The sequence below is a fragment of the Bacillus sp. FSL W8-1141 genome, assembly GCF_038593205.1.
Lineage (GTDB): Bacteria > Bacillota > Bacilli > Bacillales > Bacillaceae > Bacillus > Bacillus altitudinis.
Genome location: NZ_CP151973.1, coordinates 2,281,600 through 2,299,409 on the forward strand (window position 1 = coordinate 2,281,600; position 17,810 = coordinate 2,299,409).

19 protein-coding genes are annotated in these 17,810 nt (G+C 41.2%); 5 read left to right on the forward strand and 14 right to left on the reverse strand.

Annotated features, from left to right (window positions below; genetic code table 11):
- Positions 1–88: 88 nt before the first annotated feature.
- Positions 89–1,204, forward strand: a complete 1,116-nt coding sequence (gene ispG / locus NSQ52_RS11660; protein ID WP_008342357.1) for a flavodoxin-dependent (E)-4-hydroxy-3-methylbut-2-enyl-diphosphate synthase — start codon at positions 89–91, stop codon at positions 1,202–1,204.
- Between the two features lie 48 nt (positions 1,205–1,252).
- On the opposite strand, the gene NSQ52_RS11665 is transcribed toward ispG, so the two are convergent.
- Entirely contained in the window at positions 1,253–1,615 is a 363-nt protein-coding gene (locus tag NSQ52_RS11665) for a DUF308 domain-containing protein (RefSeq protein WP_008342359.1), read from the reverse strand.
- A gap of 139 nt (positions 1,616–1,754) precedes the next feature.
- Between NSQ52_RS11665 and NSQ52_RS11670 the strand changes: the two genes are divergently transcribed.
- A complete protein-coding gene (locus tag NSQ52_RS11670; RefSeq protein ID WP_008342361.1) occupies positions 1,755–2,333 on the forward strand; it encodes a nucleotidase in 579 nt (192 codons plus the stop codon).
- A gap of 227 nt (positions 2,334–2,560) precedes the next feature.
- On the opposite strand, the gene NSQ52_RS11675 is transcribed toward NSQ52_RS11670, so the two are convergent.
- From NSQ52_RS11675 to NSQ52_RS11695, 5 genes are all read right to left on the reverse strand, one after another.
- Positions 2,561–3,478, reverse strand: coding sequence for an ROK family protein (locus tag NSQ52_RS11675; protein ID WP_342473352.1), 918 nt, complete (start codon positions 3,476–3,478; stop codon positions 2,561–2,563).
- Positions 3,479–3,618: 140 nt separating this feature from the next.
- A complete protein-coding gene (locus NSQ52_RS11680; protein ID WP_003217433.1) occupies positions 3,619–4,047 on the reverse strand; it encodes a Fur family transcriptional regulator in 429 nt (142 codons plus the stop codon).
- Positions 4,025–4,885: a metal ABC transporter permease gene (locus NSQ52_RS11685; RefSeq protein ID WP_007501274.1), complete on the reverse strand. Its 861-nt coding sequence runs from the start codon at positions 4,883–4,885 to the stop codon at positions 4,025–4,027. Before NSQ52_RS11685 ends, NSQ52_RS11680 begins: the two co-directional genes overlap by 23 nt.
- Complete coding sequence (locus NSQ52_RS11690; RefSeq protein WP_008342368.1) at positions 4,885–5,661, reverse strand: ABC transporter ATP-binding protein; 777 nt, start codon at positions 5,659–5,661, stop codon at positions 4,885–4,887. The genes NSQ52_RS11685 and NSQ52_RS11690 overlap by 1 nt, the downstream gene beginning before the upstream one ends.
- A 135-nt stretch (positions 5,662–5,796) precedes the next feature.
- Complete coding sequence (locus NSQ52_RS11695) at positions 5,797–6,678, reverse strand: YitT family protein (RefSeq protein WP_017367617.1); 882 nt, start codon at positions 6,676–6,678, stop codon at positions 5,797–5,799.
- Between the two features lie 140 nt (positions 6,679–6,818).
- Here NSQ52_RS11695 and NSQ52_RS11700 point away from each other — a divergent pair, with 140 nt between their 5' ends.
- Positions 6,819–7,073 carry a DUF2624 domain-containing protein gene (locus tag NSQ52_RS11700; RefSeq protein ID WP_008342377.1) on the forward strand — a complete coding sequence of 85 codons (255 nt, stop codon included), beginning with the start codon at positions 6,819–6,821 and terminating at the stop codon, positions 7,071–7,073.
- A gap of 49 nt (positions 7,074–7,122) precedes the next feature.
- On the opposite strand, the gene NSQ52_RS11705 is transcribed toward NSQ52_RS11700, so the two are convergent.
- Complete coding sequence (locus tag NSQ52_RS11705) at positions 7,123–8,016, reverse strand: deoxyribonuclease IV (protein WP_017358005.1); 894 nt, start codon at positions 8,014–8,016, stop codon at positions 7,123–7,125.
- 9 nt (positions 8,017–8,025) lie between these two features.
- Positions 8,026–9,345: a DEAD/DEAH box helicase gene (locus NSQ52_RS11710; protein ID WP_024718822.1), complete on the reverse strand. Its 1,320-nt coding sequence runs from the start codon at positions 9,343–9,345 to the stop codon at positions 8,026–8,028.
- 155 nt (positions 9,346–9,500) lie between these two features.
- Between NSQ52_RS11710 and vrrA the strand changes: the two genes are divergently transcribed.
- Together vrrA and NSQ52_RS11720 are read left to right on the forward strand one after the other, a co-directional pair.
- Positions 9,501–10,214: a VrrA/YqfQ family protein gene (vrrA, locus tag NSQ52_RS11715; protein WP_144679327.1), complete on the forward strand. Its 714-nt coding sequence runs from the start codon at positions 9,501–9,503 to the stop codon at positions 10,212–10,214.
- Positions 10,215–10,370: 156 nt separating this feature from the next.
- The gene (locus tag NSQ52_RS11720; RefSeq protein ID WP_007501283.1) at positions 10,371–11,315 is read left to right on the forward strand and encodes a 4-hydroxy-3-methylbut-2-enyl diphosphate reductase; all 945 of its coding nucleotides are present in this window, start codon (positions 10,371–10,373) and stop codon (positions 11,313–11,315) included.
- Positions 11,316–11,351: 36 nt separating this feature from the next.
- Here NSQ52_RS11720 and NSQ52_RS11725 read toward each other — a convergent pair whose 3' ends face one another.
- The 6 genes from NSQ52_RS11725 to NSQ52_RS11750 form a co-directional block, all read right to left on the reverse strand.
- On the reverse strand, positions 11,352–12,473 hold the full coding sequence (locus NSQ52_RS11725; protein WP_327855307.1) for a Nif3-like dinuclear metal center hexameric protein: 1,122 nt from the start codon (positions 12,471–12,473) through the stop codon (positions 11,352–11,354).
- Positions 12,466–13,182, reverse strand: a complete 717-nt coding sequence (locus NSQ52_RS11730; protein ID WP_327855306.1) for a tRNA (adenine(22)-N(1))-methyltransferase TrmK — start codon at positions 13,180–13,182, stop codon at positions 12,466–12,468. Before NSQ52_RS11730 ends, NSQ52_RS11725 begins: the two co-directional genes overlap by 8 nt.
- Positions 13,183–13,302: 120 nt before the next feature.
- Positions 13,303–13,662, reverse strand: coding sequence for a cytochrome c550 (gene cccA, locus NSQ52_RS11735; protein ID WP_008342390.1), 360 nt, complete (start codon positions 13,660–13,662; stop codon positions 13,303–13,305).
- 301 nt (positions 13,663–13,963) lie between these two features.
- A complete protein-coding gene (rpoD, locus tag NSQ52_RS11740; protein ID WP_008342392.1) occupies positions 13,964–15,085 on the reverse strand; it encodes an RNA polymerase sigma factor RpoD in 1,122 nt (373 codons plus the stop codon).
- Between the two features lie 204 nt (positions 15,086–15,289).
- Positions 15,290–17,119 (reverse strand): DNA primase, encoded by a 1,830-nt coding sequence (gene dnaG / locus NSQ52_RS11745; protein WP_008342393.1) that lies wholly within the window; start codon positions 17,117–17,119, stop codon positions 15,290–15,292.
- A gap of 33 nt (positions 17,120–17,152) precedes the next feature.
- Positions 17,153–17,653, reverse strand: a complete 501-nt coding sequence (locus NSQ52_RS11750; RefSeq protein ID WP_008342395.1) for a YaiI/YqxD family protein — start codon at positions 17,651–17,653, stop codon at positions 17,153–17,155.
- Positions 17,654–17,810 lie beyond the last annotated feature (157 nt).

Consider the following 17,810-nt stretch of genomic DNA (forward strand, 5'->3'; position numbering starts at 1 on the left):
TTCATACAAAGAGACTGTTACAATATGAGATGTAAAACACGTCGTACACTGCAAACGAATTGCATGTACACTAAGGAGCGATTGACAAGTGAGTGAAGTCACACATCGTACAAAAACGCGTCCCGTCAAAGTGGGACCTTTAACTATAGGTGGAAACAATGAAGTCGTCATTCAAAGTATGGCGACAACCAAAACACATGATGTCGAAGCGACAGTAGCTGAAATTAAACGTTTAGAAGAAGCTGGCTGTCAAATCGTGCGTGTCGCATGCCCAGATGAGCGTGCAGCAAATGCGATTGCGGACATAAAAAAACAAATCAACATCCCCCTTGTTGTCGACATTCATTTTGACTACAAGCTTGCACTGAAAGCGATTGAAGCAGGTGCAGACAAAATTCGTATCAACCCAGGAAACATCGGAAGACGAGAAAAAGTCGAAGCTGTTGTGAAAGCTGCAAAAGAAAAAGGCATTCCAATTCGTATTGGGGTAAACGCCGGTTCGCTCGAGAAAAAGATTCTTGATAAATACGGCTATCCAACAGCAGATGGTATGGTTGAAAGTGCACTGCATCACATTAAAATTTTAGAAGACCTAGACTTTCATGACATCATTGTCAGTATGAAAGCATCTGATGTAAACCTTGCGATTGAGGCATACGAAAAAGCAGCAAAAGCCTTTGATTATCCTCTTCATCTTGGGATTACAGAATCAGGTACGTTATTTGCAGGTACGGTCAAAAGTGCAGCTGGTCTTGGCGCAATCTTGAATATGGGGATTGGTAACACACTCCGTATTTCATTAAGTGCTGACCCGGTCGAAGAGGTCAAAGTGGCACGTGAATTATTAAAATCATTTGGCCTTGCATCAAATGCAGCAACACTCATCTCATGTCCAACTTGTGGACGAATTGAAATTGACCTCATTAGCATTGCAAATGAAGTCGAAGAATATATTTCTAAAATTAAAGCACCGATCAAAGTAGCTGTTCTCGGATGTGCTGTAAACGGTCCAGGTGAAGCGCGTGAAGCTGATATCGGCATCGCTGGCGCTAGAGGTGAAGGCCTCTTATTCCGCAAAGGTGAAATCGTTCGGAAAGTGCCAGAAGAAACAATGGTCGAAGAACTGAAAAAAGAAATCGATAAAATCGCTGAAGAACATTATGCAAAAATGGAAGCTGAAAAAGCAAAACAAGCGAACGCATAACAAAGAACGCCTGACATCACTGTCAGGCGTTTTTCTGTTCCTGTCCTGTTAAAAGAACGGGGTGATAAAGATGCCGAGGATGACGGAAACGATTCCGATCCCGATTGACCACGCGCCAAGCGCATGTGCTCCTTTTCTTCTTGCAATATAACCAACGACGATTGCCGCTACGCCTAATAGCACCGGCAAGACAAATAATGAGATAATCGCAATCGCGAGTGCTGTATAGCCTATCCCCTTACTGCCTGAATCGTCACCTACATGGTCACGTTCTCTTCTGTCTTCACGATCTCTTGATGCTTGATATGGCTCTGCTATTTCAGCAGCTGTTTCCTCTAAATAGCCATCATCATTACTAAAGTGTGTGTCGATTTCACGATCATTTCTTCTGAAATCTTCGTCTCTTTCCATGATCAATTCCCCCTTTTGGTTAATAGAAAGGAGCTTTTTTAGTATGAGCAAAAATGTCTGTTTCATGTTTGCTAAAACTTGCTGGAATTGTGAATTGATTATGTTACACTTTAAGAGGATAAATATGAGGAGTGTGGGCATGTTACGTTTAGGAATTGATATCGATGGCACAGTCACGGCGCAGGACACCTTTGTCCCCTACTTAAATGAGTCGTTTCAATGTGACATCACACTAGATGATATGACGGAATATGATTTGACGAAGCTTTTAAAGATTTCAAATGAAGAATTTTGGGGCTGGATGAATGAGTATGAGCCTCTTATTTATAAACAGGCAAAGCCTGCCGAGGGTGCAAAAGAAATCCTCAATCAAATGAAACATCATCATCAATTGATTTATATCACAGCCAGAAGGCAGCATCACTCAGACATCACCTACAAATGGTTTGAGGAGAATCATGTCCATTACGACGATATCGAGCTTGTTGGCGGACATCATAAGGTGGAAGCTGTTCAAAAACATAAGATCGATGTGTTTTTTGAAGATCACCATGGCAATGCCACAATGATTGCAAAAGAAGCTGATATTCCAGTGATTCTGTTTAACTCACCGTATAATCAAATGCCAATTGATGAACGGATCATTCGCGTTAATAACTGGCAAGAAGCATCCCAATGGATCAAACAGTATGAAAAGCGTCTGCAAACTGCTTACTAAAACAGATCAAAAGCCGATACGTTTTTAATGTATCGGCTTCAGATTGTTGACAAAGGGCTAAAATGAAATTTATTTTAGCCCTTTGTCTTCGTTTCAGCGTGATAGAAAACCTTTGCAGCCCTAGGAAGGACGAGTACTGGCGCGGAGCGAATTTGACATTCGTGAGCACCAGCACGCAGGACTGACAAAGAATGCGACGGTTTGTCTACACGCTGAAGCCGATCCGTTTAATGTATCGACTTTTTGATTGTACGATGATGTCCTTCTTTTAATAAAAAATGATAAAGTGCACCCATCATACCTGCCTGATTGAAGTAATAGCACGTTTCCAGTGTCACCTGTATGTTTTTCCATGCATGCAAAGTATGTAAATGTTTCTCAATGTTTGGAATCAAATCGGGCCTTGCACTCACGCCTCCGCCAATGAGGATTTTCTCTGGATTGAGAACTGTTGCCACATTGTAAATGCCAATTGCGATTCGCTTGTACCACTGATCGATCATCTTCTCAATGGCCGGATCTTGCTTGGCTTTTTCAAAGATTTCTTGACCGTCGATTTGCTGACTTTGTGGAATGCCCTGCTGCTCTTTGTAACTTCGTATCAATCCAGCTGTCGAAGCACTGCTGTTGAGTGTGGTAAACTGACCATTTTCTGTTTCTGTCAGCATCATGCCAAATTCACCGCCGCGAAAAGAGGCACCGCGAACAAGCTCGCCACCAGCAAAAATACCACCGCCGACACCAGTACCAAGCGTCATACATATAAAGCTGTCACACTCTTTCGCATGACCACTAAATTTTTCAGCCAGAGCTGCACAGTTCGCATCATTTTCTACTTCTACACGAAGTGATGTTTTTTCTTCCAAAAGCGTTTTGACATTTTGGCCATTTAAAGCAATAATCGCTCCTGCAAATTCCGTATAACCCGTTTGACTGTCAACAAAACCCGGAAGACTCATCGCAATCCCTTTGATATCCCAAGTCCTTTGATACTCTTTCACCACGTTCTCCATGTCCTCTAAAAACGGCTCAAGTTGTCGGCAGTTTGTTTCGTAGTCGCCGCTCGTGATCAGCTCACCATTTCGATCCATGACCCCATGCTTTGTTTTTGTTCCGCCTACATCGAAAACAACATAATACGCCACCTTTGACCACTCCCCTATTTCAAAAGACTCATTTATGTTTCAATAGATGATCTATTGTTCTCATTTTAATGAAACAGCTATCCTTTGTAAAACGTTTTCAAGATCACAAAACAAAAAGCCAGCCCATCGGCTGGCTTCTTTCACGAATGAACTTCTTTCGGTTCGCAAGAAGGACACGTTCCGTAAATTTCAAATTTATGTCCGCTAATGTGATAATCCTCTAGATCAGCATCAAGCTTGTCCATAGGGCAAGCGTCGATTTCCTTTGTTTTACCACATGTCAAACAAATAAAGTGGTGATGATGATGGGAAAACGAACATTTAAAACGGAACAGTTTCTCCCCTGATAATTCCGTTGTCTCTAATATCCCAAGATCTTCATATAAAGACAGGTTTCGATAAATCGTATCAAAACTAAGCCCTGGGTAATCTTCACTTAATGCTGTTAATACATTTTTAGCGGTCAAGTATTTATCAGAATCAGAAAACAATTGAAGCATATCTTCACGTTTGCTTGTATATTTATAGCCTTTTTCCTTTAATAAATCAAGCGCTTCTTGTACGTTCATGATGATTCCCCCTTCTGAATTTCCCAATACTAATACACCCGATTAAAATCAAAATAGACAGCATCACAATGGTTCCACCCGGCGCTAAATCAAGATAATAACTTAAAATCAAGCCGACCATAACAGACAATTCCCCAAATAAGATGGAAAGGAAAATCGCCTGTTTAAATCCTTTGGCAATCCGAATACTTGCCGCAACAGGCAGTGTCATGAGTGCGGACACTAGGAGTGTACCGACAATACGCATCGATGCTGCGATGACAAGTGCAACAACTAAAATAAAAATAAAATGAATCCACTTCGCTGAAATACCAGAAGCCTTCGCATGTTCTTCATCAAAAGAAAGCAAAAACAATTCTTTATACAAGAGCACAACGACTAATACAACGACAAGTGAGATCCCAACAATAATCCAAAGATCGAGTCTTGAAACCGCACTGACACTTCCGAACAAATAACTGAACAAATCTGTATTAAAACCATTTGCAAGTGAAATGAAAATAACAGAGATCCCAATACCACCTGATAAAATAATGGGAATCGCCAGCTCCTGATAATGTTTATACACAGAGCGCAGACGTTCGATAAACAATGAGCCAGCCACAGAAAAAGCCATTCCTAAGTAAAGCGGGCTAACCCCTGTCAAAAGTCCAAACTTTTTATCAAGGAATAAACTCGCCGCTATCCCAGCAAGTGACACATGACTAAGTGCATCTGCGATGAGAGAGAGCCTTCTCACGACAATAAATACACCAAGTAAGGGCGCAATAAAGCCGATCAGCATACCTGCGATAAACGCATTTTGTAAAAATTCATAATGAAAAAATGGAAATAGCATTATTCATGTCCCCCATGATGGTGATGATCGTGATGAATCACTTGAATGTCATGTCCGTAAAACTGAGAAAGCGCCTGATCATCCATCGAATCAAACGTTTCCGCATCTCCATGAAAATGAAGTGTCTGATTTAAACAAGCCACATGCGTGACTTTGTCAGAAACGGTTCCTACATCATGTGTAACGAGAATTAAAGACATTCCTTTTTCTTTGTTCAATGTTTCTAACAGCTGATAAAAGCCCTCTACTGTTCTTTGGTCTACACCTACAGTCGGTTCATCTAAAATAAGCAGCTTCGGCTGACTGACGAGTGCACGGGCAATAAATGTACGCTGCTGCTGACCGCCTGAAAGCTCACCAATGTTTTGATGTTTTAAGTCTTGTATGCCAACTGAGCGGATCGCCTCATCTACTTGAAGCTTATCCTGCTTACTCATGCGTTTGAATAAACCAATCTTCGCAGTTAAACCACTTGCCACGACCTCGTATACAGAAGCAGGAAAACCTGTATTAAAGCTATTCGCCTTTTGAGAAACAAATCCAATTTGATCCCAGTCTTTAAATTTTTGAGCAGGTGTGCCAAAGAGCTTCAATTCTCCCTGCTGGGGTTTAATCAAGCCAAGCAGGCATTTTAATAAGGTTGTTTTACCAGATCCATTCGGTCCAACAAGTGCTAGAAAGTTTCCTTCCTCTACTGTTAAATGAATGTGATCGATGACATTTCGCTGTCCATATGAATACGAAATGTCCTTCATTTCAATAATTGGCTTTGCCATAAATCTTCCACCTTTAATCCAATATAAAAAGAATGATTACGATTTATACAACAAAAAGAAAATGGCAAAAGCCATTTTCTTTGTCCATACATACATTTCATTATATAAAAGAAAGATAAAAAAGTAAAATAAAAGCTAATGAATGGCTGTTTTGAATTTACCGCCTTTTGTTTCATGCGTATCCATAATCGTAATAAAGGCTTGACCATCAATTTCAAACACGATAGATTTCAGCTTCGTAATTTCAAGTCTTGTCACGACGGCGTAAATGACATCTTTTTCTTCATCGGTATAACCGCCTTTTCCTCTAAGCTTGGTGGTTCCCCTGCCGAGACGATGAAGGATCGCATCTGAAATTTCATCATAATAATCCGAAACGATAATGACCGCTTTTGTTTCATCAAGCCCTTGAATAACAGCATCAATTGTTTTCATTGCCAAATAATATGTCATGACAGAATACATAGCTTGCTCCGGTCCGAAGACAAAGCCCGCCCAAATAAAAATGAACACATTGACGATCATGACAAACTCACCGACGGAGAAAGGAATTTTTTTCGTCAGAAGAATTCCTAAGATTTCCGTTCCGTCCATTGAGCCTCCATTCCGTATCACAAGCCCAACGCCAAACCCGAGTAACAGCCCTCCAAATACAGTAGCTAAAATCGGCTGCGTCGTAAATGCTTCTACATGATGAAGTGAAGATTCAATCACGGCCAAGCTGACAATCCCAATCACAGTGGAAACCAAAAAGGTTTTCCCAATATGTTTGTATCCTGATATCATAAATGGAATATTTAAAATGACAACAATCGTCGCGAAATTAATGAATGGGTTATCCGTAAAAAGATAATCCAAAATAAGCGAAATACCGATGATGCCTCCATCAATAATATTGTTTGGCACTAAAAATAATTCAATGCTGACTGCTGCACATGCAGCTCCTACTAGAATCAGAAAAATTCTCAAAATAAAATGAGGCACTGATTCCTTTTTATGCTGTTTACTATTTGCCATACGTTCTCCCTTCTACACATGTTTAGTTTTCAATGAACATTTTATTCACTTTACTATTTTATCATTTCACAGAGTAAAATAAAATTTTTTGCACATTTTCCGTTTTCGCCCATACATTGATACAGAGGGGAGGAATGGAATTGATTTTAATTCAAAAAATTGTGTTGCAGCGTCTGAATCAGATCACAGCAAATGACTTGTTAAGGTATGCAAAACAGTATGGGGTCAGCTTAACATCCAATCAGGCTGCAGAGGTCGCCAAACTCATGAATGGGAAAAACGTCAATATTTTTAATGATGCAGAGCGCAACCGGCTGCTTAAGCAAGTGGAAGCGATTACGTCTAAACAGACAGCACAGACCGTCAATGATCTGTTTAATCAATTCACAAATTAGGCAAAAAAGGGCCGCATTTAGCGGCACCTCATCACATTGCATGCACTTTTTATTGACCCGTAATCTTATCTAGTAAACCTTCATCAAATTGCTTTTCTTTCAGCATCGCAATTTCGAATTTATAAGGTGGTTTCTTGTTCTTTTTATCTTCACCTACATAAGGCGTTTCTAGAATCTTCGGCACATCTTGAAGCTGTGGATGATGAACGATATAGCTCAGGGCATCAAAACCAATTTCTCCAAAACCGATATTTTCATGTCGGTCTTTTCTTGCGCCTTGTACATTTTTACTATCATTAATATGAAGAACTTTGATTCGGTCGATCCCGACAATTCGATCAAATTCTTCTAAAACTCCATCAAAATCACTCACAATGGGATAACCTGCATCGTGCGTGTGACACGTATCAAAGCAAACAGAAAGTGCTTCGTTATGTGTCACACCGTCAATAATTTGGGCAAGCTCTTCAAAGCTTCTTCCGCACTCTGATCCTTTTCCCGCCATTGTTTCCAGCGCAATTTGAACCTCCTGCCCCTTCACAATGACTTCATTGAGACCTTCAATGATTTTTTGAATTCCAGCATCTGCACCTGCTCCAACATGCGCACCCGGATGAAGAACAATTTGTCTTGCACCTAGCGCTTCTGTACGCTCTATCTCAGAGCGAAGGAAGTCCACTCCAAGCTCAAATGTCGCTGGATTCACTGTGTTCCCAATATTGATAATATACGGTGCATGAACGACGATATCTGTCATACCATGCTCTTTCATATGCGCTTGTCCAGCTTCAATATTGAGATCTTCAATTTTTTTACGGCGCGTATTTTGTGGTGCACCTGTATAAATCATAAAAGTATTTGAACCATAAGAGGCAGCTTCCTCACTCGCTGCAAGTAGCATATGTTTTCCGCTCATGGATACATGTGATCCAATCTTCAACAATGTGTCCCCCTACTTTCCGTTACGCTTTGACTTTCTACGTTCTTGTCTTTTGATCTTATCCATCTCACGTGTCATTTTCTTTTTATATCCAGGTTTGACGGCTTTCGGTTTTCTGACAAGGCGTTTTGCTTTTTCTTCAATTTCATTTGGTGCTTTTTTACGTCTTTGACGCTTCAAACGATCATCTGCATCTCGCCATTCTCCATGAACAATTGTTTTGTTTTCAAACACAACACCCATTTTTTCAATTTGAACGAGTGCATCCTCATCAGCGAGATCATAAATGGTCATTGCAATGCCAGATGAACCAGCGCGAGCCGTTCTTCCCACACGATGAACATAAAAATCAAGATCGGATGGGAGCTCATAGTTAATCACGTGGCTGACGCCCTTAATATCAATCCCACGGGCAGCAAGATCAGATGCCACAATATAGGTGAACTCCAAATCTTCAATTTGTTTCATCACTTTTTTACGTTCACGAGGCGTTAAACCACCATGAAGTACCCCAATTTTCATTCCTTTTTCCTGTAGGAATGAGGCAATTTCATCAACAGTTGATTTCGTGTTGGCAAAGATGATCCCTAAATAAGGCTGTACATTCGTCACCATTTCATGAAGTAATTTTAATTTATCACGCTGTTTAGATGGAACTAAAATATGCTGAATGTTTTCAGCCGTAATGCGTTTCGGTTCAACATGTGCATATTTCGGATTATCCATATATTTTTTGAGGAAAGGTTTTAATTTTTCTGGAATAGTTGCTGAGAACACAAGCATTTGCAACTGTTCTGGCATTTGTGAACCAATACGATCCACATCTTCTAAAAAGCCCATATCCAGCATAAGGTCTGCTTCATCAATGACAAGAGATGTCGCTTTGTACACATTCAGCGCTTGCTCATGAATAAGATCAGCAATACGTCCAGGAGTGCCGACCACTAAGTGCGGCTGATTCTTTAGCTTTTGAATGGATTTCTGCTTGTCCGTTCCGCCAATGTAAAGCTTTGCCTTGATTTCTTCTTCTGGAGGCGTATTTTTTAAGATCGTTTGTGCTTCTTTAAAAATTTGATTCGCTAATTCTCGTGTTGGTGCAGTAATGACCACTTGTACTTGCTCTTTGCTTGGATCAATTGAATGAATAAGCGGCAATAAATACGCATGGGTTTTCCCTGTCCCTGTTTGAGACTGTCCAATCACGCTTTCACCTTTTAAAACAGCAGGTATGATTCTTTTTTGAATATCAGTCGGCTCATAAAAGCCCAGTTCATGAATAGCATCTATAATAAAAGACTTTAATTCATATGTCGTAAATTTCGTTTCTTTCATGTTTTCACTCCTTAAGGCAATGCCTTTTTGCTCATCTCCTCATTATAGCTGATTTTCCGCAAAAAAACCATGTCCGCTTTTCTCACAGGAAACCAAATGATACTTCCCTGCATAACCTATGAAGAGAAAGAGAATGCAGTAAGGGAGGTACAAGTATGTTAGGGCAAAGGCCTATGGGCGATTTTCAGCCGCATCGCCCCTCACGCCGGCACCTTGGAAATGGCGGACAGCCCGGGATTTTTCAACGGAGACAGCAGGCTCCGATCGAACAGCCTTTTCAAGGGCAAGGCAACCAATTTCAACAAATGATGCCTCGCTCTCCGTCTGTACAAGGCGGCGGTCTACGCGGGATGGGTGGCATTCCTGGAGGCGAAAGCCGTGCACTAGGCGGCGGAGCCGGAATTAAGGGCATGCTGGCAAAATTTCTTCCTGGAGCTGGAGGAGCAGGGATCTCCGGCGCTGGAGGTGGTGCGGGATTACAAGGAATCCAGAGCTTCGCAAACCCTGCGAACCTTTCAAGCATGTTAGGAAATGTTCAAAAAGTACTCGGAATGGCGCAGCAATTCACGCCTATGATTCAGCAATACGGTCCTTTAGTCAGAAATTTGCCTGCCATGATTAAACTCTATAGCCAGCTTGGCAGTGCGGATGACGATGAAACAAATACGAATGATGCAGACGAAGAACCAAAAGAAATCACTGCAGAAACAGACGTTCCGCACGAACCAGTTGATGATGAAATAGAAGAAGGAAAAGAAGAAGAACCAGAGGACATCCTTGTCAAAAAAGGGACTGTACACACATCAGCTGCTCCTGAAGCAAAACCGAAAAAAAGATCGGGCAGTTCCATTCCGAAACTATATGTCTAGTGATCTTTTAAAGGCGAAGTGTTTCCCATGTATAACAATCTTTGATATATGCGCTTACTTTGGCTATAATGAAGGAAGAGAATGATCAAAAGCCGTTTTTCACGGCTTTTTATATTGTTCTTCTCTAGCAGCACTTCCCTACAGGAGGACGAATAAATGAATGTAATTAAAATTTCGCCGCGTGGCTATTGCTATGGCGTTGTAGATGCAATGGTCATTGCTAAAAATGCCGCACTTGATAAAAACTTGCCACGCCCAATTTATATATTAGGTATGATTGTGCACAACAAACATGTCACAGATGCCTTCGAAGAAGATGGAATATACACACTGGACGGACCAAACCGTCTGGATATTTTAAAACAGGTTGAAAGTGGCACAGTGATTTTCACCGCTCACGGCGTATCTCCTGAAGTCCGTCAAATTGCAGAAGAAAAAGGCCTTGTCGCCATTGATGCGACCTGTCCAGATGTCACGAAAACACATGAACTCATTTCAGAAAAAACAGCTGATGGATATGACATTATTTATATCGGGAAAAAGGGTCACCCTGAGCCAGAAGGAGCCGTCGGTGTTGCACCTGACAAAGTGCACCTTGTCGAAACAGAAGCTGATATTAAAGCGCTCGATTTAACGTCAGATAAACTGCTCATCACCAATCAGACGACAATGTCTCAGTGGGATGTTCATGATCTGATGGAGCTCATTAAAGAAAAATATCCTCACGTCGAGTACCATCAAGAGATCTGCCTTGCGACACAGGTACGTCAGGAAGCTGTGTCACAGCAAGCAGGCCAAGCCGATCTGACCATTGTGGTCGGCGATCCAAAAAGCAATAACTCAAATCGTCTGGCGCAAGTGTCAATGGAGATTGCAGGAACGCAGGCTTACCGAATTGGTGATCTCAGTGAGTTAAAGCTTGAATGGCTCCAAGGGGTAAAAACAGTTGCCGTTACTGCAGGTGCTTCCACACCAACACCTATTACAAAAGAAGTCATTCGTTTCTTAGAAAACTACGAACCTGATGATGAATCGACATGGAAAATTGAACGGACGGTTCCTCTTTCTAAGATATTACCTCGCGTGAAAACAAAGAAATAAAAAAACGTCAGAGCTGCTATGCTCTGACGTTTTTGCTTACACAAATTGAAACGGGTTTGTGTTTGATTCTGATACAAAGAACTGCACATCATATTTTTTATCTGTACATAGCGATTCTAGTTTTGTCTTCACGCCTTCTTTCATGATCTTTTCTGCGTAATGACCCGGGTCCACTACATTCAGTCCGAGCATCATGGCATCGTGAGCGACATGGAAATAAAGGTCGCCAGTCACGTACACATCTGCCCCCATTCTTTTCGCTTGATGGATATATTTATTTCCGTCTCCTCCAAGCACAGCTACTTTTTTCACGACCGCTTCCTGATCTCCTACAAAACGCGCTCCATTCACATCTAACTTCGTTTTCACAAATTGAGTGAAGTCTTTAAGTGTCATAGGTTCTTTTAATTCTCCAATACGGCCAAGGCCTTTTTGAATAGGAGGAAGATCTGTCGTGTGTACACTGTAAGCCACTTCTTCATAAGGGTGTGCTTTGATCATTTCACGAATCACTTGTTTTTCAATACTTGCTGGGAAAATGGTTTCGATTCGTACTTCTTTCACAAATTCCAATTTACCCGTCTCACCAATAAATGGCACAGCTTCTTCTGATGGCAGAAAACTGCCTGTCCCTTCATTTGAAAAAGCGCAATGACTGTAGTTGCCAATATGGCCAGCTCCCGCATTTCCTAAAGCCGTCCTGATGGCCTCTTCAAATTCCACTGGGACATACAAGGCTAGCTGCTTAATTGGATCTTCGTATGTTGGAACTAGCACTTTTGTTTCCCCGAGCTCTAAAGCCTCTGCAAGCAAGTCATTGACTCCTCCATCAGCCACATCCAGGTTTGTATGTGCTACATACACCGCAATATCATGTTTGATGCATTTCTCAATGATCCGTCCTGCCGGCTGATCTGTCGTCACATGTTTTAATGGACGGAAAATTGGCGGATGGTGGGCAATAATGAGATCCACCTTCCGCTCAATTGCCTCATCTACCACATTTTCTAATACATCTAAGGTGATCATGACATTGGTCACTTTTTTATTCAGCGTTCCAATCTGGAGCCCGATTTTATCACCTTCCACCGCATATGCCTTTGGTGAAAATTGCTCAAATAATTGGATGATTTCATGCCCGTTCACTGTTTTAGCCAACAGTCAAAACCTCCTTTAGAATTTTTATTTTCGCATTCAGCTCTTTCAGACGTTCTTTGTTCTCTTCCGTCGGCGCTGCTTGTTGAATCTGGCTTTCTATATGCTCCATGTGCTGAAGCTCATTCATCCATTTGCGCCGGAAGACATCATTTTGCTCTTTGGCAAGAACCGGACCAACGAGCATGCCTGTTTCAATCGACATGCCTTCATAGGCTTTATCTTTGTCGCCAGTTTCGGCAATGATGATTTCGTATATTTTGCCATCCTCTTCTAAAATCACTTCATCCATCAGTTCATACCCCTCTTGATAGAGCCATAAACGAATATGGTGGGCATGAATATTAGGCTGAAGAATAAGCCGCTCCTGCCCTGTGAGCTTGTGTTTACCTTCATTTAGAATGCTTGCAATGAGTGCTCCGCCCATTCCTGCAATTGTGACAGCATTCACCTCGCCTTTTTCAATCACTTCAAGGCCATTGCCTTTTCTGACTGAAATCTGCTCATCTAATTCAAGCCTATGTACTTGCTGCTTCGCAGATTGAAGCGGTCCATCAGTAATTTCACCAGCAATGGCTTTCAATGCTTTATGATGTAATATCGCATAACATGGCAAATAGGCATGATCTGAGCCGATATCAGCAAAGACCGCCTCTTTTGGTAAAAAGTCTGCGACTCTTTTTAATCGTTTTGACAAATTCATTTCATTCATCCATATCACTACTTTTCTTTAATGTTCATACTTGTCTATCTTATATAAATTATGGACTTTTTAAAAGTCGTTTTCAAATGAAAAAAGCTCTTCTGATGAAAAAGAGCTTTTTGCGCTTTATTATTTAATTTTGGATACCCATTCTGACATTTCATCGAGCTTTTCATTCGGAATTAACCCGCCCGGCATCCCATTTCCGCCTTCTTGAATTTTCTTCTTGATGTCTGCTACTTCAAGCTTGTCGCCAACACCTTTTAATGCAGGACCAGCGCCACCTTCGTAGTTTTCCCCATGACAGCTAATACAGTTCTGCTTATACAATTCTTCCGGCGTTGCATTTGCGGTCTCTTCTTGCTTTTGCTCTTTGCCCCCAGAGGCAATTTTGTCTTCATCTTTCAGCCCCTTCATTGATAAGAAAAAAGTGAGTCCAATACCTAAAATGGCAATCAATAAGAATGGTATAAGTGGATTCCGTTTCATTTCTTTCATCCTCCCCTTTGTGAAAAACCCCTTTGAGACTATGCAAACAATTCTAATTCTACTTTAATTTTACAAAAAGTAAACGAATTATGATACAAAACTTTGGTCAAGTTCACAGATTAGACAAAAATGATTCAAAATGAGAAAAGAAGCCTTCAGCACATTTAGATGTATTTTTTATACATCTTTTCTCTAAGAACGTTGCAAATTCATTTGTTATTCAGTAAAATATAATCAGATCAAAAAAGCGTTTTCATTTTGATGAAGAAAGAACGGATCTCTCTCAAGATCCGTCCGGTTTCTATTCTAAGAAGTCTTTTAATCGTTTACTTCTGCTTGGGTGTCTTAATTTGCGAAGAGCTTTCGCTTCAATTTGGCGAATACGCTCTCTTGTTACGCCAAACACCTTTCCTACCTCTTCTAATGTGCGTGTTCTTCCGTCATCTAGTCCGAAACGCAGTCTCAGCACATTTTCTTCACGGTCCGTTAGCGTATCTAATACATCTTCAAGCTGCTCTTTTAAGAGCTCATAGGCAGCATGGTCTGATGGAGAAGTCGCCTCTTGGTCTTCGATAAAATCACCAAGATGCGAGTCATCTTCCTCACCAATAGGTGTTTCTAAAGATACTGGCTCTTGCGCAATTTTAAGAATTTCTCTTACTTTCTCTGGTGTTAAATCCATGTCTTCCGCAATTTCCTCTGGCGTTGGTTCTCTACCTAGATCTTGTAGAAGCTGTCTTTGAACACGGATTAATTTATTAATGGTTTCCACCATATGAACCGGGATCCGGATTGTTCTCGCCTGATCGGCAATCGCACGTGTGATCGCCTGTCTAATCCACCAAGTCGCATACGTTGAGAATTTGTATCCTTTGCGGTAATCAAACTTCTCAACCGCCTTCATGAGCCCCATGTTTCCTTCTTGAATCAAGTCAAGGAACAGCATACCACGACCAACATAACGTTTCGCAATGCTGACAACGAGACGAAGGTTAGCTTCCGCTAATCTTCTTTTTGATTCCTCATCGCCTTCTTCAATCTTTTGAGCATACGTAATCTCTTCTTTAGCAGATAGCAAATTGACGCGCCCGATCTCTTTTAAGTACATACGAACAGGATCATTAATTTTGACACCTGGTGGTACGCTTAAATCATTCAGGTCAAATTCCTCTTCTGCCTTAGCCAGCTGCTGAACATTTGGGTCTTCAGTCTCTTCATTTTCACTGATGAGTTCTACACCCTGTTCGCCTAAGTATTCATAGTATTCATCCATCTGGTCTGATTCAATTTCAAAGCTAGACATACGCTCTGCAATTTCTTCGTATGTTAAAACGCCCCGTTTTTTACCCGTTTCAGTGAGCTTATCTCTCACCTGTTCAAAGGTTAATTCAGTTTCAGTTTCGTGGGCTTGTTTATCAGCCATTATGGATCCCTCCTTCCAAAGCTTGCAACGAATTCTAAAGTAACTTGCGATTTGCTTCTGCTCTGCCTTTCTCTCTCTATCAAACAGAATGAGCAAATAGGAATAAAAATAAATAATGATGAAGGCAAGATGCTTGCGGTCTTATGCTCCTCCCATTAAAGGATTCATTGCCAGCCGTAAGTCTTGTCATAAATAGTAGACGTATTACTTCAGCGAACGGTTCAACTGAATAATTTCTTTTGCAAGTGTTGCCGCTTTGAAGAAATCTTTTTGCCTCTCCGCCTCTGCACGTTCTAGTTCTTTTTCCTTTATCATTGACAAATTCCGATGATTCAACACTTTTTTTACATAATCACTTAATTCAGCTTCACTTAGTTCGTCTCCAACTTGAATCATGAATATATCCGTCAGGAGCTGATTAATCACATCATCTTCTATACGGTTCATCAGATGCTGCGGGGTCGGCTCCTTGCCTTCTTCATACAATGCATAAATGTATGTTGCCAGCGCTCTGTGCGAATCTATATTAAATTCAAACCCTATCCTATCAAGCACTTTTCGGATCACGTCATCATTTTTCAACATATGTGCAAGGAGCATTCGCTCTGCGTTTTCATATGCCGGCCTTAGACGTTTTCGTCTTACCTGTGTTGACAGATGTGCACGCCGCTTTTCAAGTCCATTTTCTTCTTGCGAGCTCTTGGCCTCTTGTCGCTGCTGCTTTTCAAAAAGCTCCAATTGCTCCTTTAATGAGTCAAGTGAAATGGAGAACTCCCCAGCCAGCTGCTTCATGTAAATCTCTTGTTCCAAGGAACCGTTTAATCGGCTAATTTCTCGGAGAACCTGCTTCATGTATGTCAGGCGGTCTCCTTCGTCAGACAAATTCTTTCCTCTTCGGAAAAAGTTCATCTTAAATGTCATTAATGTCACACTTGCATCTATGATGTCATTCCTAAATTTCTCGCCGCCATATTTACGAATGTAATCATCTGGATCAAGTCCATCTGGTATCATGGCAACGCGAACTTTACATCCTCTTTTTCCAAGCAAATCTGATGCTTTCATGGTCGCTTCATACCCGGCCGTGTCAGAGTCATAACATAAAATGATCTCTTCAACGTTCCGCCTAAGAAGCTTTACGTGCTCTTCTGTTAAAGACGTACCCATTGTTGCAACACTTTCGCCAACACCACTTGTGACAGCCGAGATGACGTCAGCAAATCCTTCGAAAAGGACTGCACGTTCGCGTTTTCTAATATGCATACGCGCGTCATGAAAGTGATAAAGCAGCTTACTTTTATGAAAAAGTGGTGTTTCAGGACTATTCATATACTTTGGCTGCTGATCACCAAGTGATCTTCCAGAAAAAGCGACGACCGTCCCGTGATGATCATGAATTGGAAACATGACACGATCTCTAAAGCGGTCAAAAAAACCTGTGCCGTTTTCTCGTTGAATCAAAAGACCAGCCTTCTCCATCATCGCAGGATCAAACCCTCGTTTTTCTAAAAACTTGGTCACAAAATCCCACGAGTCGAGAGCATACCCGATCTCAAACTTGGCAATTGTTTCATCCGTAAAGCCCCTGGACCTTAAATAATCGAGTGCGTTTTGACCTTCCTTTGTATTTACCAGCAAATGGTGGTAAAATTTCTTAAGAAGCTCATGCGCCTCAATCATTTTATGATCTGCTGTATCCTCTTGCTGTGAGGAACTGATCTGCGCATTCGCTACATGATCCGGCAAATCAATATGGTACTTATCAGCAACATGTGAAACGGCTTCAATAAATGAGTAGCCTTCCATTTGTCTGAGGAACGAAAATACATTGCCTCCTGCACCACAGCCAAAACAATGGAAGATTTGCTTATCTGCTGAAACAGAGAATGAAGGAGTATTTTCACCATGGAATGGACAAAGACCGAAGTAATTCCGACCTTGTTTTCTAAGCTGTACGTATTCTCCAATCACTTCGACAATGTCTGCGTTTTTTTGGATTTGCTCCAAAAGTTCATCTGGTATACGTTTGCTCATCCTAATAACACTCCGTCGTACATTATTCGCCTTTTAATTCAAAAATCCTTCATGATTCGACAGGATTTTTTGTAGTTGGGCAATAAATCGCTTTTTATCCTCTTCTAAAAGCTTTTTGGGACCTTTTCCGTATACACCTTTTCTTCGCTGTTTACTGGAAACATGCCTGCGTTCCAAATCAAAATCAATTGTTTCGTTTGTGTACATTCGTCCTCTTTCAGACAGAACAATGACTTGTCTTGGAAGCAGTAAGGAGGCCAGACCAATATCCTGGGTGACAACAATATCGTGCTTGACAGCTAAGTTCGCAATGACTAAATCTGCTGCTTCCTTATGCGTATCAACAAACCGCCAATCTTCAAGTGGTGATCGTTTGGTTTGAAAATGCTCATATGAAGCAATGAAAGTCACAGGTACTTGAAATTGAGATGCGACAGAAAGGATTTCGTCTTTTACAGGACAAGCATCTGCATCGACATAAATCGTCCTTTCTTTTTTACGTTCATTCAGGTGACTAATTCTCCATCCCTCCACCTTATTCCTGCTTTAGAGAAGCAAAAAGACCATACTTTTCCCCCATAAAGCAATCAACAGTAAAACTCATTTTGTCGAAAAGTTATGTTCAGAATCACTTGACTTCTGCCAATATTAGTTTATTCGTTCTTGACTTAACTTAAACCTAAAATCAATC

Coding starts and splice junctions, on each gene's coding strand:
- NSQ52_RS11690 (WP_008342368.1), bottom strand. CDS start 5,661: ATGGCAAAGCCAATTATTGAAATGAAGGACATTTCGTATTCATATGGA.
- NSQ52_RS11720 (WP_007501283.1), top strand. CDS start 10,371: ATGAATGTAATTAAAATTTCGCCGCGTGGCTATTGCTATGGCGTTGTA.
- NSQ52_RS11670 (WP_008342361.1), top strand. CDS start 1,755: ATGTTACGTTTAGGAATTGATATCGATGGCACAGTCACGGCGCAGGAC.
- NSQ52_RS11680 (WP_003217433.1), bottom strand. CDS start 4,047: ATGAACGTACAAGAAGCGCTTGATTTATTAAAGGAAAAAGGCTATAAA.
- NSQ52_RS11710 (WP_024718822.1), bottom strand. CDS start 9,345: ATGAAAGAAACGAAATTTACGACATATGAATTAAAGTCTTTTATTATA.
- NSQ52_RS11665 (WP_008342359.1), bottom strand. CDS start 1,615: ATGGAAAGAGACGAAGATTTCAGAAGAAATGATCGTGAAATCGACACA.
- dnaG (WP_008342393.1), bottom strand. CDS start 17,119: ATGAGCAAACGTATACCAGATGAACTTTTGGAGCAAATCCAAAAAAAC.
- NSQ52_RS11695 (WP_017367617.1), bottom strand. CDS start 6,678: ATGGCAAATAGTAAACAGCATAAAAAGGAATCAGTGCCTCATTTTATT.
- vrrA (WP_144679327.1), top strand. CDS start 9,501: ATGTTAGGGCAAAGGCCTATGGGCGATTTTCAGCCGCATCGCCCCTCA.
- NSQ52_RS11685 (WP_007501274.1), bottom strand. CDS start 4,885: ATGCTATTTCCATTTTTTCATTATGAATTTTTACAAAATGCGTTTATC.
- NSQ52_RS11730 (WP_327855306.1), bottom strand. CDS start 13,182: ATGAATGAAATGAATTTGTCAAAACGATTAAAAAGAGTCGCAGACTTT.
- cccA (WP_008342390.1), bottom strand. CDS start 13,662: ATGAAACGGAATCCACTTATACCATTCTTATTGATTGCCATTTTAGGT.
- rpoD (WP_008342392.1), bottom strand. CDS start 15,085: ATGGCTGATAAACAAGCCCACGAAACTGAAACTGAATTAACCTTTGAA.